Origin of the sequence: Azonexus sp. IMCC34839, from assembly GCF_047047955.1 — a bacterium.
Taxonomy (GTDB): domain Bacteria; phylum Pseudomonadota; class Gammaproteobacteria; order Burkholderiales; family Rhodocyclaceae; genus Azonexus.
In genome coordinates this window covers 1,709,460-1,735,688 of record NZ_CP150631.1, presented here as the reverse complement: position 1 = coordinate 1,735,688, position 26,229 = coordinate 1,709,460, and the positions used below count along the sequence as shown (strand labels likewise).

The window sequence follows — 26,229 nt, the reverse complement described above, 5'->3', positions numbered from 1 at the left end:
CAATTGCTACGCTCTTTAACAAAACGGAAGAAGGTTGTGTAACGCTGTGATGAGCAGCGCTACACGTTGTGATTGCATCTGATTGTCTATTACAGCTAGTAGATGATCAGCACAAAGTTTTTTGAGTTGCCTGTAACCGTCTCGCAAGAGACTTCAAGGTTATAGGATCAAGCGACTAAGTGCATGTGGTGGATGCCTTGGCGATCACAGGCGATGAAGGACGTGCAAGCCTGCGAAAAGCGCGGGGGAGTTGGCAACGAAACGTTGATCCCGCGATGTCCGAATGGGGAAACCCACCTCTTTGAGGTATCCCTTGCTGAATACATAGGCAAGGGAGGCGAACCCGGTGAACTGAAACATCTAAGTAGCCGGAGGAAAAGAAATCAACCGAGATTCCCTAAGTAGTGGCGAGCGAACGGGGAAAAGCCTGCTAGTGATAGCAGCTTTGTTAGCAGAACGGAATGGAAAGTCCGGCCGTAGTGGGTGATAGCCCCGTATGCGAAAACATCGCTGTGGTACTAAGTTAGCGAAAAGTAGGGCGGGGCACGTGAAACCTTGTCTGAACATGGGGGGACCATCCTCCAAGGCTAAATACTCGTGATCGACCGATAGTGAACCAGTACCGTGAGGGAAAGGCGAAAAGAACCCCGGGAGGGGAGTGAAATAGAACCTGAAACCGCATGCATACAAACAGTGGGAGCCTCCTTGTGGGGTGACTGCGTACCTTTTGTATAATGGGTCAGCGACTTACGTTGTGTTGCGAGCTTAACCGAATAGGGGAGGCGTAGCGAAAGCGAGTCTGATAAGGGCGTTTAGTAGCACGGCGTAGACCCGAAACCGGATGATCTATCCATGGCCAGGATGAAGGTGCCGTAACAGGTACTGGAGGTCCGAACCCACTAATGTTGAAAAATTAGGGGATGAGCTGTGGATAGGGGTGAAAGGCTAAACAAATCCGGAAATAGCTGGTTCTCCCCGAAAACTATTTAGGTAGTGCGTCTTATATCACTTCCGGGGGTAAAGCACTGTTATGGCTAGGGGGTCATCGCGACTTACCAAACCATGGCAAACTCTGAATACCGGAAAGTGCGAGTAAGGCAGACAGACAGTGGGTGCTAACGTCCATTGTCAAGAGGGAAACAACCCAGACCGCCAGCTAAGGTCCCCAAGACACAGTTAAGTGGGAAACGAGGTGGGAAGGCATAGACAGCTAGGAGGTTGGCTTAGAAGCAGCCACCCTTTAAAGAAAGCGTAATAGCTCACTAGTCGAGTCGTCCTGCGCGGAAGATGTAACGGGGCTCAAACTGTGCACCGAAGCTGCGGATATCGAAAGATATGGTAGGGGAGCGTTCTGTAGGTCTGTGAAGGTGTCTTGTAAAGGATGCTGGAGATATCAGAAGTGCGAATGCTGACATGAGTAGCGATAAAGCGGGTGAAAGGCCCGCTCGCCGAAAGCCCAAGGTTTCCTACGCAACGTTCATCGGCGTAGGGTGAGTCGGCCCCTAAGGCGAGGCTGAAAAGCGTAGTCGATGGGAAACAGGTCAATATTCCTGTACCGATTCTAGATGCGATGTGGGGACGGAGAAGGTTAGGTCAGCCATCTGTTGGAATAGGTGGTTTAAGCGTGTAGGAGTGTCCCTTAGGCAAATCCGGGGGAATTATCTGAGGCGTGATGACGAGGCACTACGGTGCTGAAGTGATTGATACCAAGCTTCCAGGAAAAGCCACTAAGCTTCAGTCTAGAATCGACCGTACCGCAAACCGACACAGGTGGGCAGGATGAAAATTCTAAGGCGCTTGAGAGAACTCAGGAGAAGGAACTCGGCAAATTGACACCGTAACTTCGGGAGAAGGTGTGCCCCGGTAGGTTGTAGAGCCTCGCGCTCGAAGGCCGATGGGGTTGCAGTGAAATGGTGGCTGCGACTGTTTAATAAAAACACAGCACTCTGCAAACACGAAAGTGGACGTATAGGGTGTGACGCCTGCCCGGTGCTGGAAGATTAAGTGATGGGGTGCAAGCTCTTGATCGAAGTCCCAGTAAACGGCGGCCGTAACTATAACGGTCCTAAGGTAGCGAAATTCCTTGTCGGGTAAGTTCCGACCTGCACGAATGGCGTAACGATGGCCACACTGTCTCCTCCTGAGACTCAGCGAAGTTGAAATGTTTGTGAAGATGCAATCTCCCCGCGGCAAGACGGAAAGACCCCATGAACCTTTACTGCAGCTTTGCATTGGACTTTGAACCGGTTTGTGTAGGATAGGTGGGAGACTGTGAAACCTGGACGCTAGTTCAGGTGGAGTCGTCCTTGAAATACCACCCTGATTTGTTTGAGGTTCTAACCTAGGCCAGTGAATCCTGGCCGGGGACCGTGCATGGTAGGCAGTTTGACTGGGGCGGTCTCCTCCCAAAAGGTAACGGAGGAGTACGAAGGTACGCTTAGGGCGGTCGGACATCGCCCATAAAGTGCAATGGCAAAAGCGTGCTTGACTGCGAGACCCACAAGTCGAGCAGGTGCGAAAGCAGGTCATAGTGATCCGGTGGTTCTGTATGGAAGGGCCATCGCTCAACGGATAAAAGGTACTCTGGGGATAACAGGCTGATACCGCCCAAGAGTTCATATCGACGGCGGTGTTTGGCACCTCGATGTCGGCTCATCTCATCCTGGGGCTGTAGCCGGTCCCAAGGGTATGGCTGTTCGCCATTTAAAGAGGTACGTGAGCTGGGTTTAAAACGTCGTGAGACAGTTTGGTCCCTATCTGCCGTGGGCGCTGGATATTTGAAGGGGGCTGCTCCTAGTACGAGAGGACCGGAGTGGACATTCCTCTGGTGTACCGGTTATGACGCCAGTCGTATCGCCGGGTAGCTATGAATGGAAGAGATAAACGCTGAAAGCATCTAAGCGTGAAACTCGCCTTAAGATGAGATATCCCGGAGTCTTGAACTCCCTAAAGGGTCGTCGAAGACCACGACGTTGATAGGTCAGGTGTGGAAGCGCAGTAATGCGTTAAGCTAACTGATACTAATTGCCCGTGCGGCTTGATCCTATAACCTTGAACAACAAGCAATTCAAAAAACACAATCACAACATACCTTCTTACACCGTTTTGCGTTTGGCGCTCTCAACAGCGACAAACACACAAGTTACGCTTGGCGGCAATAGCCTTCTGGACCCACCCCTTCCCATCCCGAACAGGACCGTGAAACAGATGAGCGCCAATGATAGTGAGCACCTCGCTCGCGAAAGTAGGTCACCGCCAGGCTCCCCATTCAAAAGCCCCCTTAGCACAACGCTACAGGGGGCTTTGTCGTTAACCTGCCCCGAAAAAGAAGAACAAAATAATTCGCCCAGCATTCAGGTTGCATCGGAGCTTGAGGTCAAGGTGTCGAACACCTTCCGCGAACCAAGCACGTGCAGTTGCTGGTGTCAGCAATTAGCGATTTGATTAATTGCGACGGCGGCAGCGGTCATGCCAAATACCGAGGTTACGCATACCGAGGACCCGAAGCCCGCACAGGCTAGTCCTGTCAGCGGGTTCGCCGGCAATTCGCACTGTGAGCCCCTGTCAGGGTAGCGCAACGGTTCGGTAGAAAAGACCGCAGGGATGCCAAATTTTCGTTTGGGTCCCTTGGGGAATCCATGTTCCTTGCGCAGACGAGAGCGCAGCTTTGCCAACAGGGGATCCTGTATTGCTTCACTGAGGTCCGCTACTTTGATTTGAGTCGGGTCGATCTGGCCGCCGGCTGCGCCGGCTACGACCAAAGGTAACCTATGGACTTTGCAGAATACAGCCATGGCTGCTTTGGGGCGTACTTGATCAATAGCGTCAATGACGACGCTGAAGTTTTCTTGTCCGAGGATACGCTCAGTATTTCCTTCCTCGACAAATTCCTCAATACGAGACACCTTGCAAGCGGGATTAATCGCTTGGATGCGCTCGGCCATCGCGTCTACCTTGGCTTTCCCATAGATATTGTCCAGGGCGTGAATCTGGCGATTCGTGTTTGACTCGGCGACCATGTCAAGGTCAACCAGAGTTATTGCACCAATTCCGGTTCTGGCCAGCGCTTCTGCGCTCCAGGAACCTACGCCACCGACGCCAACAATGCAGACGTGGGCATTTCGCAAGCGTTCTGCAGCTTCGGGGCCATAAAGCCGTGAGACGCCACTGAAGCGCCTGTCGTCTGCGTGGGTCATCAACTTTCTACCGTTCTGCGAATTACCTGATTGAATGGACCGATCCATTCTGGAGCGAACTGTTTATCACAGGCATTGATCTCCGCGATCGCCCGAAGCACTGAGCGGTTTTTACCCCGATGAATATGCTTGAGCATCACTGCTTCAAAGGCATCGACAATGGCGAGAATTTTGGCGCCTGCACAAATTTTCTCGTGCGACAAACCAAGAGGATAACCCGCACCGTCAGGCATTTCGTGGTGTTGGGCCACCATTTCTGCAGCCGCCTCCCAGCCAGGGATGCGTTGCAGTAGCCCGGCCGCAAAGCCTGGATGGTTGCGCAGCACGGCTTTATCGTCATCGTTGATCTTGCCGACCTTGAGCCAATTGGACTCAGGAAGGAACATCATGCCCACATCGTGCAAGTAGACAGCTGCCTCCAACTGAGTGGGATCGACCACGCTGTTTCCCATTTTGTTGGTTTCAAGTGCTAGCCGAAGAATCCGCATCGTCCTCCCCTTGAACAAAGGGGAGCGACTTTCGTATTGTAGGGCCAAGGAGCGAAAGAAATGGAGGTCTGTTGAGATGCTGGGTTCGCTGCCTTTGGGCGGCGAAATTTTTGCGGACCGGCTAGGCATATCGGTGATGACTGGAGGAAAGCCTGTCACGGCCTCAATAAGTGTGCAGCAACCGGGATCGATTTGATCGGCACTATCGCTGGCGACTCGTTCGAGTCCCTGTATCAAGGGCAATAACGAGAGATTGTCTATCGGTCGGCCAGTCAATAGCGCATCCGTGGCCAGTTCCAACCTGTCGACGGCGAGCAGAATGGATTCGGCCAGCAAATCGGAAAATGGAATTTCCCCTTTGCGGAAGCGGGACATCAGTGACTCGATAGGGTGAGCTATGGCGACGCCTAGTTCGAATTTGCAGAGCGCGGCATCGCCTTTGATGTTGTGAATCGCCCGGAATAAATCGGCGATGATCTCACGATCGGCGGGGCTTCTCTTTAGTCGGGCGACATCGCGTTCGACTTCCGGGGCGCGATCGCTCAGCGCCTCAGCGAATTCATCCAACGCCTCCCGATCATGCACTACCGGCATCATGATTGCCTGGATATCCATGCTTGAACCCTCTTCTGTCGTTATGTTTTGCGCAGTTTATCAAACCGCATGGCAATGCGAGCCTAGTTGCTGCGATAGCCTTGACGGAGAGAGGTCTGACACCTAAGATTCCGCGCTTCAACAGCGGGTTGGCAATCGTGACACTGGAAGAGCTCTATGGCCTGATTGGGCCGGATATGAAGGCCGTCGATGCGGTCATAAGGGACCGTCTTTACTCTGAGGTCGTACTGGTTCGTCAAGTTGCCGAATACATCATCAGCAGTGGCGGCAAGCGTATGCGCCCAGCCTTGGTGCTGCTTGCTGCCGGCGCGCTCAATTATCAAGGGAAGCGTCATCATGAGCTGGCTGCGGTTATCGAGTTCATTCATACCGCCACTTTGCTCCACGACGACGTCGTAGACGAATCAGCCCTGCGTCGGGGCAGAGATACGGCGAACGCCACATTCGGCAATGCCGCGAGTGTTCTGGTCGGTGATTTTTTGTACTCCCGTGCTTTCCAAATGATGGTGATGGTCGACAATATGCGGGTCATGCAGGTGTTGTCGGATGCCACAAACATCATTGCCGAAGGCGAGGTGCTGCAGTTGATGAATTGCCACGATGCCGATGTCGACGAGACACGCTACATGCAGGTGATCCACTACAAAACAGCAAAGCTCTTCGAAGCTGCTGCGCAGCTGGGGGCAATTTTGGGCGAGGCGTCGCCGGAGCTGGAAAAAGCAATGGCTTCCTACGGCATGCACTTGGGCACAGCTTTCCAGTTGGTGGATGATGTGCTCGATTATTCAGGGAAAGAGGCGGATACCGGCAAACATCTGGGAGATGACCTCGCCGAAGGCAAGCCGACCCTGCCGCTGATCTATGTCATGCAGCACGGCACTCCGGAGCAGGCCGCTTGCGTACGCAAAGCGATTGAGGAAGGCGGCCGTGACGACTTCCCCGCGGTGCTTGAGGCGATTCGTGCCAGTGGGGCGCTGATGCACGCGCGGGCGCGGGCGGAAAAAGAGGCTGCCTTGGCGAGAGAGGCAATTTCTGCGCTGGGGGATTCAAATTACAAAAAAGCTCTGCTACAATTGACGCTCTTTGCAGTTGAGAGGAATCACTAGCCCTCTCGGCAAGATCGGAGTGTAGCTCAGCCTGGTAGAGCACTGCGTTCGGGACGCAGGGGTCGCATGTTCGAATCATGTCACTCCGACCAAGAATCCACGTTTAAGGCCTTGATTATTCGAGGCCTTTTTCGTTTCTTGCGTTGCATTGGAGCATAAGTTTCTGGCTATGCTCCAATCGTGCTCCAATGAATCCGGGGTGTTGTGATCGGACCAAACAAATTGGTTGGTTAAACGCCCGAAAAAAAGCTGCTTAGTGCCTATACGGTAACTCTAACAACTGGAGTTACTCATGACGCGTCAGTCATCTCGTTGCAGCAATATTCAGAATCGCTCGCCCTGGCAAGTTGAGGTGCGTACCAAGCCCGAGTGCACTCAACGTTTTCCCTTCGGCCGCAAAGCTGATGCAGAGGCCTATCTAGAGCAGCTGACTAGGCAGGGCATCAAGGCGAAACTGACGCAACTGGAAACGTCTTTCCAGCTGCGGGTGCGTCGAAAGGGTGCGCGGGTTCAGTTCATTACCTTTGATACAGCAGAACAGGCCGAGCAGGCCCACCTCAAAATCGAGTCTGAACTGTCGGTCAGCATTATTCGTGATTACGCGAACGCCGCTCAAACGACGCTACGTGACCTAATGGAGCGCTATCGGGACGAAGTTGTCCCTAGCCACAAAGGGGCTGAAATCGAGAAGACCCGTATCAACCGCATTCTGCGTACCGAGGCTTTCGTCGATAAGAAACTGGCGGCCCTTTGTACTGAAGACCTGCAGGATTTCATTACCGACCGGCTGACCGAAGTGGCCCCGGCCACCGTCGACCGTGAGCTGGATGTGATTTCCCAAGTGATCCGCTATTCGGCGGACGTCTGGAAAATCGCAGCCGTTGAAAGTCCCTTTGTCGGCTTGCGTCGGCCCAAGTATTTCAATGAACGTGACCGGCGCCTAAAGGGCGACGAGGAGCAGCGCTTGCTCGACGCAGCGCGCGCCGATGAAAACCCCTATGTTCTGCCGGCGATTATTCTTGCGCTGGAAACGGCTGCCCGCCGCGGGGAGTTGCTGTCCATTCGGAAATGTGACGTCTTCCTTGACGAGCGCTATGCGTATCTGAGCGACACTAAAAACGGCCGGCCCCGCAAAGTGCCTCTGACAAAACGGGCGATGCAGGTGTGCGAAGCCCTGATGGCGGAATGCAGCGAAGATGACGAGCCATTGCTGAAGATAAGCGCAAACGCGCTGAAAATCGCCTTTTTCCGGCGAGTCATACCAGCTTCAGGCATCGACGACCTGCATTTCCACGACTTACGCCATGAGGCGATTAGTCGCCTGGCCGAGTCGGGTGAATTTCAGCTTATCGAGTTGCAGGCTATTTCGGGGCATCGCGATACGCGAATGTTGCTGCGCTATGCGCACCTTTGTTGCGGCAATTTGGCTGAGAAAATGGATGGTGTTGCGGTGGAGCGTACCAGCAAAGAATATTTCCACCACGGGCGCCGTCGCCGGGTCGATACGGTGACTTCTGTGCTTGGCGCACAACCCAGGCCGACGCCAGGCGTGCAACAACCGCCAGAACCATCCTTAGGCAAAGTTATTCCCTTGTTCGGTACTGGTTCAGCTCGCTCACGTGCTTGATGAAGGTGTGCCCGGTAATAGCGCCGGGCGCTTTCTTTGCGCCCTCGTTTCGCTAAACGGGGAAAGTTTATTCGGTTTCATCTCGCAGGATTGGGGCTCGGAGTGCACTCCATCCCGCCGGCCGGCGAAATTGTGCCCGGCTTCCCAGGCGAGCAATCACGTCGGATGTCCGGAACCAGTTGCGTTTCACCAGAGAGACCGTTTCGTCTTCAAAAACGTAGCCTCGCTTGAATGTCTGGGCTGACTCCGGCAGCAATGTGCCGATCTCCAGGCAGATGTCTTCAAGGTTGGTCAGAAGTGTTTTGAGTCTTTCCTCTGCGGTTGTCGAATTTTCCGTGGTGGCAGTCCTCAAAACCGTCTGCGAATTCGGCTTTATCCTGGATGCCAGGCGATAGGTGGCTTCATCGAGCTTCGCAAGCAGCTGTTGAGGCCCAGGGTGTTCGATAAGTTCGTTGTAGGCCTGCATCTCGGGAATGGCGGTGACGTTCTGAGTCGCCCAGTTCAATGCGTTCTCGAGTGCAATGAGATTTCGCCGGGCTAATTCCTCGGCTGCCCGCCGACGGGCAGGAATCAGCACTTCGGCCTCGATGCGCTCGATAAGCGCCGTGTAACGTTCAGGGCGCCCAGTCGTCGCAGTCCTGAGCAAGGACTCGAAGTCTGCCGGTAACTCGGTGGCTGAACAGGGGAACGAGGCAAGGTAATGCTGCGATGATGCTCCGCTCCCATCGGGCAGACGGACATATTTGTTCGAGTAGAGCATGACGCTCGTCCGGTTGATTTTGAGTGAGACAGAGGTTGGCGCTATCACAGGTGGTTTGTTGGGCATGGAAGATTCCTCGCTAGGTTGATCCTCTGTATAGCGATTCGCCTCAATGTTTTTGTTTCACCGGGCAAGTTTGCTGGATAGCGTTCTTCCTCTCGGGTGATCATGAAGGTGAGTCGCCCCTTCAGGAAAATTCTCACCCTGTTGATGGCGTTTAACCCGGGGACTCAACAAAGGTGAAAGCAGCGCCCGCTTTCGTTATATGCCAAGTTAAAGCGCCACCCGACCAAGTTATTCTCATAGTTCGTATGCTCTCCTGCAGAAAACCCGAACCAGTCTCCGTGGCGACTGCACGGGCCCGAGAAAACAAAGTGCGACACAGTCCGGACGCCGGTCTTGATGAAACGGCTGGCGAGACGACAAAGATGGGCATCACGTTGCCAGTGGCGCTAGGGCGAGAGAGGCTAGTTGTCGGTGAGGCGCAGTGACTCGCCATGACGAGTTTTCTGTACGTAGTAAATTTCCGGTAGTGCTCCGGTGTAACCTCGGTGGCGAGCTTCTTGGTAGAGCGTCCACGTTTGTTGGCGGACGCCATGGAAGCCGGGTTGTCGTGCAAGGCGAACCAGGCAATCTTGAAGTGCGCTTTCATTGCGTTGTCCGGTCAGGTGGGTGAGCGTCAGGTAGTGTTCGGTCATCTCGGGTTTGGGGCGGCGCCAGGTCCAACTCGTGCGCCCACGATTTGCGTAGCGGATTAACTCGTAGCCAAGCCAGTTCAGCCGGGGTTTGTCACAGACCAATGACAACCGTTCGCGCTCGAAGCCGGTGCCGGCCGTTACCAGCAGTAGCCAGTGCACCACCTCGGTTTCTGCTGGCCAATACATGACTAAGAGAGCATTGGCTTCCCCTCGCTGTTTTCTGACCAGGCGCTGCGCGGGCGTGGCACCAATAGCGTAGAGCGCATGAAATTTCCGGGCGAGCCGTTCAGCTTTTGCAGCAGTGACGGTGCCGGCGGTGTAGCGCTGGTACCCTCGCGGGACTAAATCCAGAACGCGAGACAGAGCGGTTGTTTTGTTACGCGAGACAGGTGTCGAGGTGGGCATTGATGCGGTTCCTATTTGAGGTTGATACCCCGTATAGGAACCGCATCAATGCAGTGTGATTTGATGTGGCAGAGCCACACATATTGATGTTCCACGCCAAAATTGTGGCGATCGCTATACCAGACTGGACACAAGCGAACAGACGACGAAGGTCGACTGCGAGCGCATGCCGCGGCGTTCTGCCCAAAGCGCCTGCCTAGCAGGGCTGGTGCTTCGGGCAGAACGCCAACTGCAAACACACTGCCGAAAGGCAAGCTGGATCGCCAATCCAGCAGGTTGAAGATCGCCAATCTTCAACCAAGCAAACGCTGAAGCCGCATGCCTCTAATAGGGCTGGTGCGGCTACGCTGGGCGCTCCGGGGTGCAACTCCCCGGTTCGACCCGATCGCACGTCCCGACCGATTGCCAGGTAACGACCAGTCGGCCACGGGCAACAGGACAAGGACGTTGGGCGACCATGAAACGGCGCACGAGAGGAAATGCTTGTGTGACCTGGTTGCAAGTGAAAGTCGGTGAAGTCTGACCCGGGGGGCATATCGGAAGAGTGCAACCTGTGCCGCACACGACGGCTGATGAGCATGTAGTGATACATGAGGGCTGCAAGGGGAAACCTGGCGCAGTCGATACTTAGGGAAACCTGGGATCTCTGGATAGCTCAAGCGTGTAACGGCACCCACGAGGGTGCTGTGCGGAGAAATACAAAGCCATCGGCATTGAGCCATGGTTCGTCGTCGATGACGTACGTAACGAGTACCTGAGCCGCTATGGAACATCGGGCCGGGGAAATCTACGGAAAGCCGGGAGGCTAGTTACGTGACTGAGACAATGGCGTTGTATTTCGCAGTAGCTGCAATCTAATTGGGGAGCCTCTCTCCTGACCATAACGGCTGGCATCGTGTGGAACGAGGGAGAGAGAGGGAGACTCGGTGAATAGGGTTTGACCAATCGGACGATACGACCGAAGTCCGTTGGGAACTGTGTACGCAGTGGCGAGGCTGGCACCTCGTCCCAAAAGCCGGGAGCGTTTGCGAAAGTGTGTTTCCCGCGAGGGAAAAAATCGGGCCTGGCAGCCCGTTTGTAGTGTTGGCCTCCGATCCTGCTTGGCGGCAGGGTGGGGGACAGCATCGTTTGGCGACGATGTGAGCGCAAAAAGGTGTCTGGTGCGGTGTGCCCAGGCTTTCATTAATTGTTGTTACTTTAAGGCCCCCGTTTTCGGACGGGGGCCTTCCCTGGCTTCCCTGATCAATCTGCAGAAAGACATCGGTTACTTATTTTCTGTTTCGTCCTGAAAAAAGCGTCGGCATCGCTATACCAGAGGGACATCCCGTCCCTTTTTTAACGAGGACATCATGAATCAAGAAAATACTGTGACGAACAAGGGGCAAGCACTGCTTGACCTACTGCAGTTTCAACGTCGGCGTGACAACCTGACTTTGGCGGAATTGGGCGAGCGTATCGGAATCGATGCGAGCTACCTTTCCGTAATGTTTAGCGGCAAGAAAAAATTCTTGGCGATTCATTCAAAAATCTACCGGCAAATAGCCGAATACCTAGGATTGCCCGTCGTAGTCTGCTATCTGCTGGGCGGATGGATGGAACCCCGTGATTTTTTTATGCGCCAAGGCGAGTATCCGTCGGCTGTAGAGAATGCTCTTGAGGCTATTTCACGGTCGCGTTCTGCACTGGATGCTGGAGTAACGCACCGCCAGTTGTCAGAGTTGAACGAGAGGGTAAAGCTGCTAGTGGTTCTTTTGTATGAACAAGCTGAAGGCGTAACACTCCTGCCCGAACGCTTCTCCGCCGAAGGTTTGCATGCTGTCAGCTCCATGTGGATGCCGTTCGAAGTTCGTCTCAACAAGGTCAAATAGGCGACCATTCAGGTTTTAGATGCGCCCTGCAGGGCGCATCTTTTTTGTCAATCTTGTTGTTGCTGGATCAAGAAAATTGACTGCGAGTCATATGGTTTGGTTACGCACTGGATCTCAGTAGATTGCGATGCACCTAAACTCTGATGGAGCAGCAATGAGGGAGAAGACCTATCTGGATACTGCTGATGGCATGGCAGGATATGCGAAGCGATATGGCGCTAAGTACGATAGCGAGCGATGTGCCTGGTTTGTTGACGGCGAGGTGCCAAACGAACTCCTCGGGCTGATCCCAAAGAAACGCAATCCATCGGTACATTTAGTCGCGCTTTCATGCCCACTCTGTGGCTCGCACATGGTCGAGCGGGTTCGAAAAAGTGACAAACAACCGTTTTGGGGATGTTCTCGTTTTCCGGCGTGTAAAGGGATTGTCGACTACGAGCGCTATTTGGAGTCTCAGGACGGTGAGGCTCCCAAAGCCGTTAAGGAGTTTCTGAGTACAAGTGTGGGGGACGCAAACGCGAATCCAAAATTACGTTCCACCTCCTCTTCGATGTCGCTCCAGCGAAGGATGGGGGTAAGACGAATCGTTGTTCTAGCGACGAAAGTTCTCGGTGGAGTCGCTCGTGCCGAAAGGTGGTTGTCTTCCCCGAAGGTGACCCTAAAGGGAAAATCTCCATTGGAGATCATGGGAGACGAAGAGGGGTGCTTTGCGGTTGAAAAGTTGCTGATATCGATTCAAGAGTAGTGGCTAGATCCGGCTTCGTGCCAGTATCAAGAGGCCGCACGTCGGCCAAAGGGGACTATCGCTCGTGCCTGGATCAACGACGTCTTGATACAAAATTCCAGACGCTCATGTACAAAGCCTACTTTACGCGTAAACGTTCTCTGCCTCCGATTCACTGAACAGAGCCCAGCCGCCTTTGGTTTTTACCGCTTTTAAACCTGCCGAAGCAGCGACAATCGACTCAATGCGAGCAATAGCCGCGGCTTTATGAGCCTGTTGCTCATAGCAATGTTCCTGGTTAGGGAACAGCTTCCAGAAATCAACGAGGGTTCGGCGCTTTCCTGCAACCCAGAGATAGCACTTGAAGCGGCCACCGTATCCGAAATTTGTGTGCCCGCATTTGGCAAACTCTCGGGCCAGCCAGCTCGATTTCGCTTGGATCTCGATCGTTCCATCTGGCCAAGGGAGAAATTTGATGGCACGGTGTTGGCCTGAAATCTCGAGCATTGCATAACCCCTTGCCTCGAAATCATCGATTTCGACCTCAGAAATCACGATTTCCTCTGTGTTCGTTGCATCCCATTCAATCACTTGGCCGTTTATAGAAACGGTCATAGTTCACCTCTTTTCGGAAGATTGTGCGTTGTTACGGGTGAGCATTTCCTGGCGGATGTGCAAATATGCTTCAGCAATCGATTCACCATCGAACTTGATTGAAGTTTGATGCTTGCGATTTACCTGGGCTGGCTGCGTGCCCTCAAATTTCACGTTATTCAGTGCAGCTTGTTTTTTTCGCCCCATGATTACTCCGCCACCAGAATTTCACGAAGCCGTGCCCAGCTTTCATCGGGCAGGACGCGCAGGATCTTGACCAATTTCTGGTCACCGCTACGCAGGACGCGAGTGCGAACCTCTGGTGCAATCTCCTCGGCATGCCTGACTTCGGCCTCATCGATGTCCATGCCACGCACGATGGCCCCTGTCCTAAGCGCCTCATCCAGGCTCAACGAAAAAGACGTAACCAAGGAACCGCCACAGGCGTGGCAATTTTTCGCAGTAACCGGGTTCAATGCCCCGCAATCCGGGCATCCACGCATCCGTGTCGCGGCTGCCGGAAATTCGTGTCCACACTGGCCACACTCGCGATCGCCCAATGCACATTCCGCGTTACAAGCCGGGCACTTCTTCGTGCGAAGCTCCCCTTCGCCCTTGCTACTAGCCGGCATTTCCTCTTCAACTCGCCGTGCGTAGCCCTCCAAAATTTCCATGCTAGGCATCACAACGTAGGCACGGGTGTCGTCATCGGGCCCTGCGGTCCTTACGACTCGCCCAATCGCCTGACGGAAGGCGAGCTCGGTAAGCGCGTGAGGAAGATAAACCAGTAGGCGCAGTCGCTTGATATCCACCCCTTCTGACACCATGGCGACAGAAACCAGCCAACGCTTGTCCGTATTCCTAAACGCCCGAATCTTGGCTTCGGGATTGGGCATCTGGCTGTGAACTAGCATTGGAGTTTCACCTTCCAGTGCTTCAATCAGCTTGACCATGTACTCCGCCATCTCGATGGTCGGTGCAATGACCAGGCCGCCTGCATTTGCCATGCGCAGACGAAGTTCCGTCAGCTTTTGTGAGGCGTATTCCAGCATGGTGGCTTGGTAGCCATCAGCCAATGGGGTTTTGCCATCTAGCCCGAATTGCGGTGTGCAGGCCAATCGATAGAAGTCGAGGGCGCGTTGAAGCCCAGGCACTCGGGAGAGTTCCTTCGACAGGCTCGCCTTCTGGCGGCTGGACACTTGTACTTGCTCGCCATGGTCCAGTTCGACAGTGAATCGTCCTTCATGACGATGAAAAGTCACAGGACGGCAGTAACCGAGATCGACCGCTTCACCGTAAGTAAGGGTATAGGTCCCTTCTTCAGGGTGATCGATTGCACCTGCATCATCAAACGCCATCCAAATCGACTCGGTGCCATCGGAGCGAATCGGCGTGCCCGTCAGTACGAGAACAAATTGGGCCTCAGCAAATGCGCTTTCCGCACTGTCGCCCCATGCAGCCTCAACTGCAGCATGGTGATGTTCGTCGCAGATCACCAATACCCGATTCGAACGGCAGACGGCCTGCATAGCATCTTGCAATCCTTGTACTGCAGCCCATGTTGAACAGACATCCAATTGCATGCCCGCGATATCACCATCGCGCCCGGTGACCTTGGCCATGTAGCGGGTGGTCACAACACGGAAATCGTCCGCCCATTGGTTAACTACCTCTGCTCGAGGAGCGATGACCACCACACGGTCAATTTCGCCCATATCGATCAGTTGTTTGGCGATAACAGACGCACCAATGGTTTTGCCGGCGCCAGGAGCGGCGTTGATCAGGAAATGACGATCCTGACGAGCCACAGTCAGCCAGTTAATGGCTTTCTCCAGTGCTTCTTGTTGCCACGGTCTGAGTTTCAACATATCACTACCCTTTTTCAGATTGCAGTCCCGGCACAGGGCCTGCCCATTGTTCGTTACCGTCCTGCCGCCTCTTGAGAAAGGAACCACATGGTCGGCATGGAATTCCTTGGTGAGACGTACTCCGCACTTCATGCAGCGGCCTCCTGAGATCCAGGCCAAAACTCGTCGTTGCCGTGCGCTAAAAAGTCGTCTCATTGCTTCATTTGCTTACCCAGTACTCGGTCAGCTGAATTTCCCGAATCGGAAGATTTTTCGGAGGCGTCAGCTGAGCGTGTTGATTCACCCTGGCCAGTGCTTTTGCATAAGCCACTTGCTTTGATTGGATAATCCAGCCCTGCTTACGCATCTCTGCGACGACATCTGGCAGGTTCGATACGCCATACAAGACCATTGCTTCGAGGCGGGTAATCGGCTCACCACCGGCCAAGTGCTCCTTGGCTGCGGTGGCCATGCCAAAACGCAGTGCGCTCATGTCTTCTCCTTCTATGGGTAGAGTTGATTTACGTGGCGACCGCCACATCCGTAAGTGCTTTCCCAACCAATCTCGGGCCATTCCCGGGAAAGCGTGCGCCAGCAATTTCCGCGCATTGCTGAATCAACTGGCGTTGATTCGTAGGTGACCCGTCCTTCGTTCAGGTCGTAATGGAGACCGTCTTCATCGATCGCAAATAGCTCAACCAAAGAGGCTGCGCAGGTCAGCATGTCGGCCTGGCTGGCGACATCGCCGACGAACTGTTTGAGTTCGTTGTAGATGGCGACAACCTTTTTCGATTTCTGCATTGCTTGGCCTCGTTTTGAGTGAGTTGCGATGACCAATACTTCGCAGTTGGCATGCCAGGCGTACAAAAAAGATAAAAACCTGATAAAACAATGAGATGGTGATTAATTGCGCTTGACTGGAATGGTCAAAAATTAAAAATATTTTTATACTTTGTAAATATTTTTATTTTGGTGGCGACTTATGGCCAATGAGCGCTGGCTGGTGTCCTGGATTGGCAGGACCGATCTGCGAAGTGCTGAGAAGAATGGTGCGGACGGGCTTGGCCCCATCGCATCTGCCTTCACTTCGCCCAAAGATTTTGACCGCATCTATTTGCTGACCAATTTTGGTTACGAAGAGAGCTTCCGCTATTGCGAGTGGCTGGAAAAAACCACCGGGTGCGTAGAGACCGATTTGTTTGAGGTCGGACTCAGAAGTCCGATCGATTACGCGGACATCTACGAAAACGTTACAGCCGAACTGAAGCGCGCATGCCTGCCGCGCGACGGAGTGGAACTCACGTTTCACCTAAGCGCCGGCACTCCGGCAATGGCCGCAATCTGGATCATTCTCGCCAAGACGCGTTTTCCGGCGAAGCTGATCCAGACCTCAAAAGAACACGGTCTTGAATCGGTAGACTTCTTCTTCGATCTGGCCAACGAGTTTCTGCCAGAGTTCTTGCAGCGATCGGGGGACCGTATTTCTCGCCTCAGTGCGGCACATGAGGCTGTTCCAGGCTTCGAGGCGGTAGTGCACAGAAGTGCGGTCATGGCGGAGCAAATCGCGCTCGCACGGAAAATGGCGGCATTCCCGGTCCCAGTCTTGATTCTCGGTGAGACAGGCACCGGCAAGGAGGTGTTTGCTGAGGCGATTCACAAAGCCAGCGATCGTGCAGGCAAGCAGTTTCTGCCGGTGAACTGCGGCGCAATTCCGAAAGATTTGGCGAATTCCGAATTGTTTGGCCACAAGAAGGGTGCGTTCACTGGGGCTACTGACAATCGCTTGGGACTCTTCCGAGAAGCAGAGGGAGGAACAATCTTTCTTGATGAGATCGGGGATTTGCCGCTGGATTCCCAAGTTCGATTACTGCGCGCGCTTCAAGAGCAGGAAATCACCCCCGTCGGCGAATCCAGACCAGTGAAGACAAACGTACGCATCATTGCCGCAACGCATCGAAATCTTCAAAAAGATGTGGCCACCGGGCTATTTCGTGAGGATCTTTTCCATCGCTTGGCCGTGGGGGTGTTGAACCTCCCGGCACTTCGTAATCGTGATGGTGACATTGAGTTGCTCGTAGATCATTTCCTCGCCAAGGTAAATGCCGATTCCGCAGGCATGCCGGAAGCGCAACATAAAGAAATTTCCGTTGGCGCAAAAAAACTTCTCTTTTCTTATGCTTGGCCGGGCAACATTCGAGAGCTATACCACACGATTTTGCGGGCTGTAATTTGGTCGGATGGCCCCGTCATCGAGGAGGCTGATATCGAAAGAGCGTTGCTTCCGACAGAAGGAAAAACAGAGGGGATTCTGGACCGTCCGATCGGACACGGCTTCGAGCTGCAAGCCTTGCTGGATGAGGTTTCCAAGCACTACATCAGTAAGGCATTGGAGGCTTCTTCGGGCAAGAAAAAACAGGCGGCCGATATGCTTGGTTTTGATAACTACCAGACGCTCAGGAATTGGATGATTCGCTATGGGATGGCAGGCTGATGAACACAATTAACACCAACCTGGCATGGCGATTGCCAATAGGGGAGCATCCGTCACCAATGAGCAAAAATTCAACACACCATGAATGCCCAGTTCCTCCCCGCAACGAAAGAAGCGACCGCCCTGGTCGAAGGGGGGATCGTGCAATCTAAGAATTTTGAATTCCTGCGGAACACGCGCCCCGACTTGGCTGCATTGGGGGGATTTGCTGAGCACTACGCTTTCAATGACCCGGCTAGCGCGCTGTCAAAACTTAGACTTTTCGCTGAACGAGTGGTCGAGCTGGTCTACTCGACTTTCTCCCTGCCGAAACCTTACCAGCCCAATCTTAATGATTTGCTCAACGAGGACTCCTTCAGGTCGCGGGTTCCCTCCGTTGTCGTAACAAAGCTGCATGCACTGAGGATGCACGGCAATAAAGCAGTTCATGCCAATCAGGGATCAACACTGACCGCCTTGGCCATGGCGAGAGAGGCCTTCGACATCGGTTGTTGGGTGTATTTGACGTTCGATACGGGGCAAGCCGGCTCTATTGCAGCATTTGAGCAACCTTCTCCTCCTTCAGATGCAAAGAAGCTCGAACGGGACCGTCAGCGACTGCTATCCCAAATCGCTGCGCAAGAACAGCAAATGCAACAATTGCTCGCAGAGCTCGCGAATGCGAAAGCTCAAGCCCAAGCGGTTGCACTAACCGACGCCGAGCAATCAATACTCATTGCCTCGGGCCATTCTGCCTGTGACCAACTCCAATTTGATGAGGAAACAACTCGCAAGCGCCTCATTGATGCAATGCTGGTGGCGGCCGGATGGAACGTGGGGAAAGCAGGGGCCTCAACAGATGAAGTTGGCCAAGAGGTAAAAATTTCTCAGCCGCACAATAAAGCCGGTGTCGGTTTTGCTGATTACGTGCTTTGGGATGATAACGAAAGGCCTTTGGCCGTCATTGAGGTAAAGCGCACATCGAAAGATGCAGAGGCAGGGCGAACGCAAGCAAAGCTCTATGCCGACGGGCTGGAACAGGACAAAAAACATCGCCCGGTTATCTTCTATACAAACGGCTTTGATATTTTCCTTTGGGACGACTCTCAGAAACAAACACCGCGCCGACTATTTGGTTTTTATTCGAAAGCAAGCCTTCAGTACCTCCATTTCCAGCGATCTGAAAAGTTGGCACTTGATTCGGTGTCACCCAAGCCGGAAATCGCAGGGCGCATGTACCAGCTAGAGACCATCAAACGGATATGCGACCGCTTCAGTCAGGGATACCGTAAATCGTTAGTCGTTTTAGCCACAGGGACAGGCAAAACCCGTGTCGCTGTCTCGCTTTGCGATGTGCTATCTCGTGCACGATGGGCTAAACGAATCCTTTTCCTATGCGATCGCCGCGAATTGCGTAAGCAAGCCGATGATGTATTCAAAGAATACCTGCCTGGCGAGCCACGTATTCACATCAACGCCAATACGGCAGGGGACGTCACCAACCGAATCTATCTCGCCACCTATCCGGCAATGATGCAGTCCTATGAAATGTTCGACGTCGGATACTTCGACCTCATCATTGCCGACGAGTCGCACCGTAGCATCTACAACCGCTATCGCGATCTGTTTCTCTATTTCGATGCACTCCAGGTCGGTCTGACTGCAACGCCGGTAAAGTTCATTGCGCGGAATACCTTCAAGCTATTTTCCTGTGAAGATGGCGACCCAACGTCCTATTTTGGGTATCAGGAGGCGATTACCCATACCCCGCGCTATCTCGTGCCCTTTGAGGTTTACACCCATACGACTGAGTTCTTGCGGCGTGGTATCAAGTACAACCAGCTTTCACCAGAGCAACGCGAGCAGTTGGAAAACGACGAGCCGGACGCTCAATCGATTGCCTACGACGATACCGAAGTCGACCGGGCCGTGTTCAACAAGGACACCAATCGCGCCATCCTGCGCAACCTAATGGAAAACGGTATCAAAGATGCCAGCGGCGCCCATCCAGGCAAGAGCATCATATTTGCCCGCAATCACAACCATGCTGTACTGATGCAGGAACTATTCGACGAGATGTATCCGCAATATGGCGGTGATTTTTGTCGCGTCATCGACAACTACGACACGCGTGCCGAGCAACTGATCGACGACTTCAAGGACCCAAAGCATGTGCTGACCATCGCCATCTCAGTCGACATGCTCGATACCGGCATTGATGTTCCCGAGGTCGTTAATCTAGTGTTTGCCAAGCCGGTCAAATCCTACGTCAAATTCTGGCAGATGATCGGGCGCGGAACCCGCCTTTGCCCCAATCTCTTCGGGCCCGGGCAGGATAAGGAGAAGTTCTCCATTTTCGATCACTGGGGCAATTTCGCCTATTTCGAGGAAAGCTACCGCGAGGCCAATCCATCGACCAGCAAGTCGCTTCTGCAAAAACTGTTTGAGGCGCGCTTGCAATTGGCCGATACCGCGATCGCTGCAGCTAATTCCAGTGCATACGACCTGGCCATCAAGCTCATGCAGGCCGATATAGCTGCGTTGCCCGAGACCACCATTGCCGTGCGAGAAAAATGGCGTGAAGTTCGTGAAGTCCAGCGCCCAGACGTATTGCAGGCGCTCAGTGCATCAACGCGTTCATCTCTGCTGAAAGACGTTGCACCGCTGATGCAGTGGCGAGATACACGCAACTGGGAAGCTGCTTACCAGCTAGATCTCCTCGTTTCGCGCATGCAGGTTGAGCTATTGAAAAAATCGGCCGTGTTCAATGATTTGCGGGATGACTTGATGGCACTGGTTGCCCAGCTACCGATCAACGTCAACGCAGTACGCGAAAGACTTACAGCAATTGAGAAAGTTCGCAGTGGTGATTTCTGGAAAGCCATAGTCAACCAAACTGATGTTTCCGGCCTTGAAACGGTGCGAGAGGAACTCCGTGGCATCATGAAGCATCGTGTTATCGGGCCGACTGGTGGCGGCAAGCCGCGAGTCCTAGATATCACCGAAGACGCGTCGAAGATCGAGTTTGCGCGTCATATTCCGAAGCTTGAAGGCACCGAACTGGTCGCTTACCGGCAGCGCGTGGAGCAGGTACTGGCGGCGCTGTTCGACGCCAACCCAACTCTGCGCAAGATTCGGCGCGGTGAAGCCGTTAGCGAGTCCGATCTTGGTTCGCTGGTCAGTCTCGTCCTGACTCATCACCCTGACGTCAATCTGGCCTGGCTGACCGAGTTTTACCCCGATACAGCGGGAGATCTCGCCACTGCCATCCGCACCATTGTGGGTATGGAGCCGGAAATTGTGGCCGAACGATTTGCTGAATTCTTTGCCCGTCATCCGCAAATGGACGCAAAGCAGCAGCGCTTCATGGCATTGCTGCAAAACCACATTGCCAAGTTTGGCGTTGTGACACTCGATAAGCTCTACGAATCGCCCTTCACTCAAGTAAGCGAAGAAGGCCCTGATGGTATTTTCGATAACGCCGCAGTCGAAGATCTGATTGTCGTGATCGATGCTTTTCGCCCTGAGAGCGGGCAATCCATCAATCAATAAAAAGAACGGGACAAGACATGGACAGTCAATTCATCTCAATCATCGCTACTGGCATCGGTTTAGTAATCGGTTTTGCCGTCGCTTGGTTAATAACCAAGGGAAAAGAGGCGGCGGCAAAGGAGCAGGGGCGAACTGAGCTTTCTGTCGAACTTGCGACAGCAATCGAGCGGGCCCGCGCACTCGAAGCGGAACGAGGACAACTCATCCAGGCTCACGACAGCCTGAAGTCCGAATCAGCCAGATTGAGAGACGCGCTCGATGTAGCCCGCGATGAGCGTGCTCAACTTACCGAACGCGCATCTCGTGTGCCAACACTTGAGGCGCAAATTACTGGCACTCTTGAGCAGTTACAGTCGGCGCAGAGGGAAATTCGAGGCCTTGCGACCAGCGAAGCAGAAAAGACCCAGTCTCTTCAGTCTACGACTGCTCGCCTTACTGAGGTCGACCAACTGCTTTCGGACACACAAGCCCAACTGGCATCGGCGTCCACACAATTGCAAAACGCTAATGAGCGTAAGGCCACGCTCGAGGCTGAAGCCATCCGTATCCCTATTCTGGAAAAGAAGCTTGCTGACACGGAAATGGCGATGCAGGAAGCACAACAACACGTGGCCAATTTGCGCGAGAACGCCGGCAAGCTCAGTGCTGAGCTTCGATCAGAGCGCGACATTGTGGCGGCCCTACGTAGCGATTGGCTCACTGAAAAGGGGCTGCGCGAACAAGCAGAAGCTCAGGTAGGTCGCCTGACCAGTGATCAGGCCGAATTGACAACGCGGCTTGAAGCAGAACGTAGCCAAGCCGAAGAAAAGCTCGCTCTTCTTTTGGACGCAAAAGAGGCGCTTTCCAACCAGTTCAAGTCCCTCGCCAACGATATTTTGGAAGAGAAAGCCAAGCGCTTCACCGAGCAAAATCAAACGAATATTGGCCAGATACTGGAGCCTCTTAAAACGAAACTGCAGGAATTCCAAGGCAAGGTGGAAGAAGTCTACGTTCAGGAGGGCAAAGACCGCACAGCCCTCGCGGAGCAGGTTCGCCAACTAATGGATCTCAATCAATCGTTGAGCCAGGATGCAAAGAACCTGACTCGTGCCCTAAAGGGATCCAGCAAGGCGCAGGGTAACTGGGGTGAGCTTGTGTTAGAGCGGGTACTCGAAGCCTCCGGTCTCCGTAAGGGCGAGGAGTACGACGTCCAGGAAAGTCATACTCGCGAGGATGGCTCCCGCGCGCAACCTGACGTCGTTGTCCATCTGCCAGAAGATCGCCACCTTGTCGTTGACGCCAAGGTCTCTCTGACGGCGTACGAAGACTTCGCTTCGGCCGAAACGGAAGAAGATCGCCAAAGCGCCATCAAACGCCATCTTGACTCCATTCGCGCCCACATTAAGGGCTTGTCAGACAAGAACTACCAGGCGCTTTATGGGCTGAAGTCGCTCGATTTCGTTCTGATGTTTGTCCCCATTGAGCCTGCCTTCATGCTGGGAGTCACGCATGACCGTGAGTTGTTCATGGATGCCTGGCAGAAAAATGTCCTGTTGGTCAGCCCCTCTACGCTGCTGTTTGTTGTGCGCACCGTTGCCCATCTTTGGCGGCAAGAAGCACAGAATCGTAATGCCCAAGATATCGCGAAACGCGGTGCGGAGCTCTACGACAAGCTGGTTGGCTTCGTCGAGGACCTTGAATCCCTCGGCAATCGTCTGCACCAAGCACAGAAAGAATACGACGCGGCCCATTCAAAGCTGACTGGCGGGCGCGGTAATGTCATTCGTCAGGCCGAAATGCTCAAGCAGTTGGGGGTAAAACCGACCAAGGCTCTGCCAACTGCGCTAGTGGAAGCTGCAACTGACGAGTCACCTGCTTTACTTCAGGTTTAAGCATTAACCAAACTCGGAATCCAAATTTTATGAATCAGTATCAAGCGATCGATGAAGCGATGCGAAGCTGCCGCAAGTGCGCCACACTTTTCGCTGAATATCCGGTTGATCCACGCGTTAACAATACTTGTGTAGAACCGCGTCCGATTGTAACGGGGCTTATTCCCAAGCCAGTGATGTTGATAGGACAGGCGCCGGGACTCACCGAGTATGAGACCGGTAAGCCGTTCCAAGGCGACGCGGGGAAAGGCATTCGGGGGATTTTTGACGAACTCGGATTGTCGCGTGCCAGATTTGACGAGCTCGTGTATTCGTCTGCCGTAATCAAGTGTTTTCCGGGCAGCAAGCCAAAATTACGAGCAGGCAAGGTTCGCGAGGATGTATTGCCCTCCGCGGAGATGATTCGTAACTGCCAGTCGTTCTTTAAAGGGCAAATCCAGTTGGCCGATCCGCAGATCATCGTGACCTTGGGGGGATTGCCGCTCAAAGCTTTCCTCAAGCTTACTGGCCGTAAGTCGAGTGATGCTCGGCTGGAGAACTTTGTTGGGAAGAAGGAAATTTGGAACGGCCGCACCGTCATTTTCTTTCCCCACACGTCTGGCGCTTCGCGTTGGCTGAACGAACCTCAGAACCGTCTTATGCTTCAACAAGCCAAGGCTCTGCTTCGCTCCGAAATGATCGAGCGTGGTATTACTACCCCTTAAGGAATCTGCTGTGATTACCAACCAACTCAAGAACGACATCGATAAGCTCTGGCTTGAATTTCACACTGGCGGCATTACCAATCCGCTCACTGTCATCGAACAGATTTCTTTTCTGATGTTCGCTCGCTTGCTCGACATCGAGGAAACTCGTTACGAGAAGCTTGCCGGACGTACGGGAAAATCCCCGCACAAAAACTTCGGCCCAGACCAGCAAAAACTGCGCTGGAAATACTGGAGCGAATACGGTGGTGAGGAAATGCTTCGCCATGTGCGCGATCAAGTCTTTCCCCATCTGCGCGATCTCGGTGGGAACAATACGACCTTCGGCGAGTACATGAAGGACGCCACCTGCCTGATCCCAAAGGCAAGCTTGATCAACTCAGCAGTCATCCAGATTGGCTTGCTGCCGCTAGGCAATAGCGACATCAAGGGCGATCTCTACGAATATATGCTGAGCAAGCTCAGCACTGCGGGCATCAACGGCCAGTTCCGTACTCCACGCCACATCATCAAGCTCATGGTCGAAATCCTCGATCCCAACCCCTCTGAAGTTGTGGGTGACCCGGCATGTGGCACGGCAGGCTTCTTGGTCGGCACCATGGAATATCTGCGCCGAAAGTATTCCTCGCCGGAACTGGTAGAAACATTTGAGGATGGCAGCAAGGGCTATCCCGGTGACCTGCTGGAACCCTACCGCGAGCATATCCAGAACGACCTTTTCCACGGCTTCGACTTTGACGTGACCATGCTACGCATCGCTGCCATGAACCTAATGCTGCATGGTGTCGAGAATCCGGACATCCATTATCAGGACACACTTTCCAAGAATTTCCCGGAAAAATTCCGTCAGCAGGCAGAGGCGGGCTTTGATGTCATCCTGGCCAATCCGCCATTCAAGGGCAGCCTGGACGAAGAGGATGTCCATCCTTCCCTGCTGAAGAAGGTCAAGACCAAGAAGACCGAATTGCTGTTTGTTGCACTTATCCTGCGCATGCTCAAGAACGGCGGCCGCTCGGCCACCATCGTCCCGGATGGCGTATTGTTTGGCTCCAGCAAGGCGCACGTCGCGTTGCGTCAGCATCTGATCGACGAGAATCAGCTTGAGGCAGTTATTTCATTGCCCTCCGGAGTGTTCAAACCCTACGCGGGCGTCTCCACCGCCATTCTGATATTCACCAAGGGCGGGCAGACCAACGATGTCATGTTCTACGACGTGCAAGCTGTTGGCCGTTCGCTCGATGACAAGCAGCAGGAAATTTCTGACGACGATTTGCCGGATGTGCTGGAAAAGTTCCAGCAGCGCCGTCTCGCCAGTGCCGACTTTTCGGATCGGGCAGCCAAGGCATTCACCGTTCCGGTGTCTGATATTCGTGCGAACAAATACGACCTGTCTGTTAACCGTTACAAGGAAGCAGTGCTAGAGGCAATGAAGTTCGATCCACCGAATGAGATTCTCAAAAGAATGAAGAAGCTGGAAACCGAGATTCAGGCCGATATCAATGCACTGGAGAAAATGCTTTGAATCGAGTTCGCTTAGGTGACCTATGCCAAATCCGTAGCGGCGGAACTCCATCACGTGAGGTGCCAGATTATTACGGAGGAGAAATTCCGTGGGCCAAGATTGACGACCTCAATGTCCAATCCGGGGTTGTAAACAAGACGGCAGAGGGCATTACGCCAAAAGGATTAAATGCAATTCGTGGGCGTCTTTTTCCTGCTGGAACCCTGCTGTTCGCCATGTACGGTTCTGTTGGAAAAATAGCTTGGGCCGGTTGCGAAATGTCCACCAATCAGGCCATTTTAGGTATTGAGGTTGAGGACACTGAGATTCTGGATCGAGGCTACTTGTTTCGGTGGCTGCAATCACAGCGGCCACGGTTTGAATCTGAAGCCAGTGGAGTAACGCAGAAGAATTTATCAGCTGGGTACATACGCGACCAAAATATCCCATTACTTCCAATCGATGTACAGCGCCGCATCGCCGCTATACTCGACAAGGCCGATGCCATTCATAAAAAGCGTCGCGAATCCCTGGCGCTTGCCAATGAGTCAGTCCGATCCAGCTTTCTTCAACTACTAGGCAACTCATTAGGCGAGCGCGTTTCCGTTCAAGAATTGCTTCCTGCAACTTCCAACGCAATCCGAACAGGTCCATTCGGAAGTCAGCTTCTGCATTCTGAGTTCACCGAAAAAGGTATTCCTGTACTCGGCATCGACAACGTGGTCACGAACCGCTTTCGATGGGCAGAGCGTCGCTATGTTTCACACGAAAAGTACAAGGAATTGCGTCGGTATCGGGTATTCCCGGGAGACGTAATGGTTACGATCATGGGTACCACCGGGCGTGTTTGTATCGCCCCTGAAAACTTGCCTGAATGTATTAGCACCAAGCACCTTTGCACAATCACACTCGATCGTCAGCGGCTACTCCCCGAATACCTATGGGCCAGCCTACTTTGGGATCCGGTCGTTCGTGCCCAGGCGACACGCGAGGGTAAGGGTGCGATTATGGAGGGCTGGAACATGGGCCTTGTGCGCGGTTTAATGATTAAGGTGCCTCCACTTTCTCAACAGGAGCACTTTTCCGCATTTGTCCGTAATGCCGAAGGCCTTCGCACCAAGCTCCAGGCTGCAGATGTGGAATCAAATCAGCTATTCGGTACCCTTGCGCAACGAGCATTTAGTGGGCAACTATAAGAGTAAC

The 26,229-nt window shown here is 53.5% G+C and carries 19 protein-coding genes, 1 tRNA gene and 2 rRNA genes; 13 read left to right on the top strand and 9 right to left on the bottom strand.

All coding sequences use genetic code 11. The features are described from left to right. Nucleotides 1–165 precede the first annotated feature (165 nt). Both WIF35_RS08485 and rrf read left to right on the top strand, forming a co-directional pair. A 23S ribosomal RNA gene (locus tag WIF35_RS08485) occupies nucleotides 166–3,045 on the top strand. Nucleotides 3,046–3,147: 102 nt separating this feature from the next. Then, nucleotides 3,148–3,261 (top strand): 5S ribosomal RNA (gene rrf / locus WIF35_RS08480). A gap of 164 nt (nucleotides 3,262–3,425) precedes the next feature. Here the strand turns inward: rrf and WIF35_RS08475 are convergent. Beyond that, complete coding sequence (locus WIF35_RS08475; protein ID WP_412481127.1) at nucleotides 3,426–4,196, bottom strand: ThiF family adenylyltransferase; 771 nt, start codon at nucleotides 4,194–4,196, stop codon at nucleotides 3,426–3,428. Then, nucleotides 4,196–5,299, bottom strand: coding sequence for an HD domain-containing phosphohydrolase (locus tag WIF35_RS08470; protein ID WP_412481126.1), 1,104 nt, complete (start codon nucleotides 5,297–5,299; stop codon nucleotides 4,196–4,198). The genes WIF35_RS08475 and WIF35_RS08470 overlap by 1 nt, the downstream gene beginning before the upstream one ends. A 137-nt stretch (nucleotides 5,300–5,436) precedes the next feature. Here WIF35_RS08470 and ispB point away from each other — a divergent pair, with 137 nt between their 5' ends. The 3 genes from ispB (at nucleotide 5,437) to WIF35_RS08455 (ending at nucleotide 8,032) form a co-directional block, all read left to right on the top strand. Beyond that, a complete protein-coding gene (gene ispB / locus WIF35_RS08465; RefSeq protein WP_412481229.1) occupies nucleotides 5,437–6,405 on the top strand; it encodes an octaprenyl diphosphate synthase in 969 nt (322 codons plus the stop codon). Between the two features lie 15 nt (nucleotides 6,406–6,420). Next, nucleotides 6,421–6,497, top strand: a tRNA-Pro gene (locus tag WIF35_RS08460). Between the two features lie 200 nt (nucleotides 6,498–6,697). Next, nucleotides 6,698–8,032, top strand: a complete 1,335-nt coding sequence (locus WIF35_RS08455; RefSeq protein WP_412481125.1) for a site-specific integrase — start codon at nucleotides 6,698–6,700, stop codon at nucleotides 8,030–8,032. A gap of 67 nt (nucleotides 8,033–8,099) precedes the next feature. Here WIF35_RS08455 and WIF35_RS08450 read toward each other — a convergent pair whose 3' ends face one another. Next, entirely contained in the window at nucleotides 8,100–8,858 is a 759-nt protein-coding gene (locus WIF35_RS08450; RefSeq protein WP_412481124.1) for a hypothetical protein, read from the bottom strand. Nucleotides 8,859–9,259: 401 nt separating this feature from the next. Beyond that, nucleotides 9,260–9,895, bottom strand: coding sequence for a hypothetical protein (locus WIF35_RS08445; RefSeq protein ID WP_412481123.1), 636 nt, complete (start codon nucleotides 9,893–9,895; stop codon nucleotides 9,260–9,262). A 1,349-nt stretch (nucleotides 9,896–11,244) separates the two neighbouring features. Between WIF35_RS08445 and WIF35_RS08440 the strand changes: the two genes are divergently transcribed. Further along, nucleotides 11,245–11,763 carry a helix-turn-helix domain-containing protein gene (locus tag WIF35_RS08440; RefSeq protein WP_412481122.1) on the top strand — a complete coding sequence of 173 codons (519 nt, stop codon included), beginning with the start codon at nucleotides 11,245–11,247 and terminating at the stop codon, nucleotides 11,761–11,763. A gap of 154 nt (nucleotides 11,764–11,917) precedes the next feature. Next, nucleotides 11,918–12,508, top strand: coding sequence for an antitoxin Xre/MbcA/ParS toxin-binding domain-containing protein (locus WIF35_RS08435; RefSeq protein WP_412481121.1), 591 nt, complete (start codon nucleotides 11,918–11,920; stop codon nucleotides 12,506–12,508). Nucleotides 12,509–12,631: 123 nt separating this feature from the next. Here the strand turns inward: WIF35_RS08435 and WIF35_RS08430 are convergent, their stop codons facing one another. The 5 genes from WIF35_RS08430 to WIF35_RS08410 form a co-directional block, all read right to left on the bottom strand. Then, nucleotides 12,632–13,102 carry a hypothetical protein gene (locus WIF35_RS08430; RefSeq protein ID WP_412481120.1) on the bottom strand — a complete coding sequence of 157 codons (471 nt, stop codon included), beginning with the start codon at nucleotides 13,100–13,102 and terminating at the stop codon, nucleotides 12,632–12,634. A gap of 3 nt (nucleotides 13,103–13,105) precedes the next feature. After that, nucleotides 13,106–13,288 (bottom strand): hypothetical protein, encoded by a 183-nt coding sequence (locus WIF35_RS08425; RefSeq protein ID WP_412481119.1) that lies wholly within the window; start codon nucleotides 13,286–13,288, stop codon nucleotides 13,106–13,108. Between the two features lie 2 nt (nucleotides 13,289–13,290). Continuing rightward, the gene (locus WIF35_RS08420; RefSeq protein WP_412481118.1) at nucleotides 13,291–15,081 is read right to left on the bottom strand and encodes a DEAD/DEAH box helicase family protein; all 1,791 of its coding nucleotides are present in this window, start codon (nucleotides 15,079–15,081) and stop codon (nucleotides 13,291–13,293) included. 67 nt (nucleotides 15,082–15,148) lie between these two features. After that, complete coding sequence (locus WIF35_RS08415) at nucleotides 15,149–15,421, bottom strand: helix-turn-helix domain-containing protein (RefSeq protein WP_412481117.1); 273 nt, start codon at nucleotides 15,419–15,421, stop codon at nucleotides 15,149–15,151. 11 nt (nucleotides 15,422–15,432) lie between these two features. Next, nucleotides 15,433–15,729, bottom strand: a complete 297-nt coding sequence (locus WIF35_RS08410; protein ID WP_412481116.1) for a hypothetical protein — start codon at nucleotides 15,727–15,729, stop codon at nucleotides 15,433–15,435. Nucleotides 15,730–15,910: 181 nt separating this feature from the next. Here WIF35_RS08410 and WIF35_RS08405 point away from each other — a divergent pair, with 181 nt between their 5' ends. The 6 genes from WIF35_RS08405 (at nucleotide 15,911) to WIF35_RS08380 (ending at nucleotide 26,222) form a co-directional block, all read left to right on the top strand. Continuing rightward, complete coding sequence (locus WIF35_RS08405) at nucleotides 15,911–17,419, top strand: sigma-54 interaction domain-containing protein (RefSeq protein ID WP_412481115.1); 1,509 nt, start codon at nucleotides 15,911–15,913, stop codon at nucleotides 17,417–17,419. 81 nt (nucleotides 17,420–17,500) lie between these two features. Further along, the gene (locus WIF35_RS08400) at nucleotides 17,501–20,950 is read left to right on the top strand and encodes a DEAD/DEAH box helicase family protein (protein ID WP_412481114.1); all 3,450 of its coding nucleotides are present in this window, start codon (nucleotides 17,501–17,503) and stop codon (nucleotides 20,948–20,950) included. Between the two features lie 17 nt (nucleotides 20,951–20,967). After that, nucleotides 20,968–22,821 (top strand): DNA recombination protein RmuC, encoded by a 1,854-nt coding sequence (rmuC, locus tag WIF35_RS08395; protein WP_412481113.1) that lies wholly within the window; start codon nucleotides 20,968–20,970, stop codon nucleotides 22,819–22,821. A 29-nt stretch (nucleotides 22,822–22,850) separates the two neighbouring features. Next, the gene (locus tag WIF35_RS08390; RefSeq protein WP_412481112.1) at nucleotides 22,851–23,525 is read left to right on the top strand and encodes a uracil-DNA glycosylase; all 675 of its coding nucleotides are present in this window, start codon (nucleotides 22,851–22,853) and stop codon (nucleotides 23,523–23,525) included. A gap of 10 nt (nucleotides 23,526–23,535) precedes the next feature. Next, nucleotides 23,536–25,047 (top strand): N-6 DNA methylase, encoded by a 1,512-nt coding sequence (locus WIF35_RS08385; RefSeq protein WP_412481111.1) that lies wholly within the window; start codon nucleotides 23,536–23,538, stop codon nucleotides 25,045–25,047. After that, nucleotides 25,044–26,222: a restriction endonuclease subunit S gene (locus tag WIF35_RS08380; protein ID WP_412481110.1), complete on the top strand. Its 1,179-nt coding sequence runs from the start codon at nucleotides 25,044–25,046 to the stop codon at nucleotides 26,220–26,222. The genes WIF35_RS08385 and WIF35_RS08380 overlap by 4 nt, the downstream gene beginning before the upstream one ends. The last annotated feature ends 7 nt before the right edge of the window (nucleotides 26,223–26,229 follow it).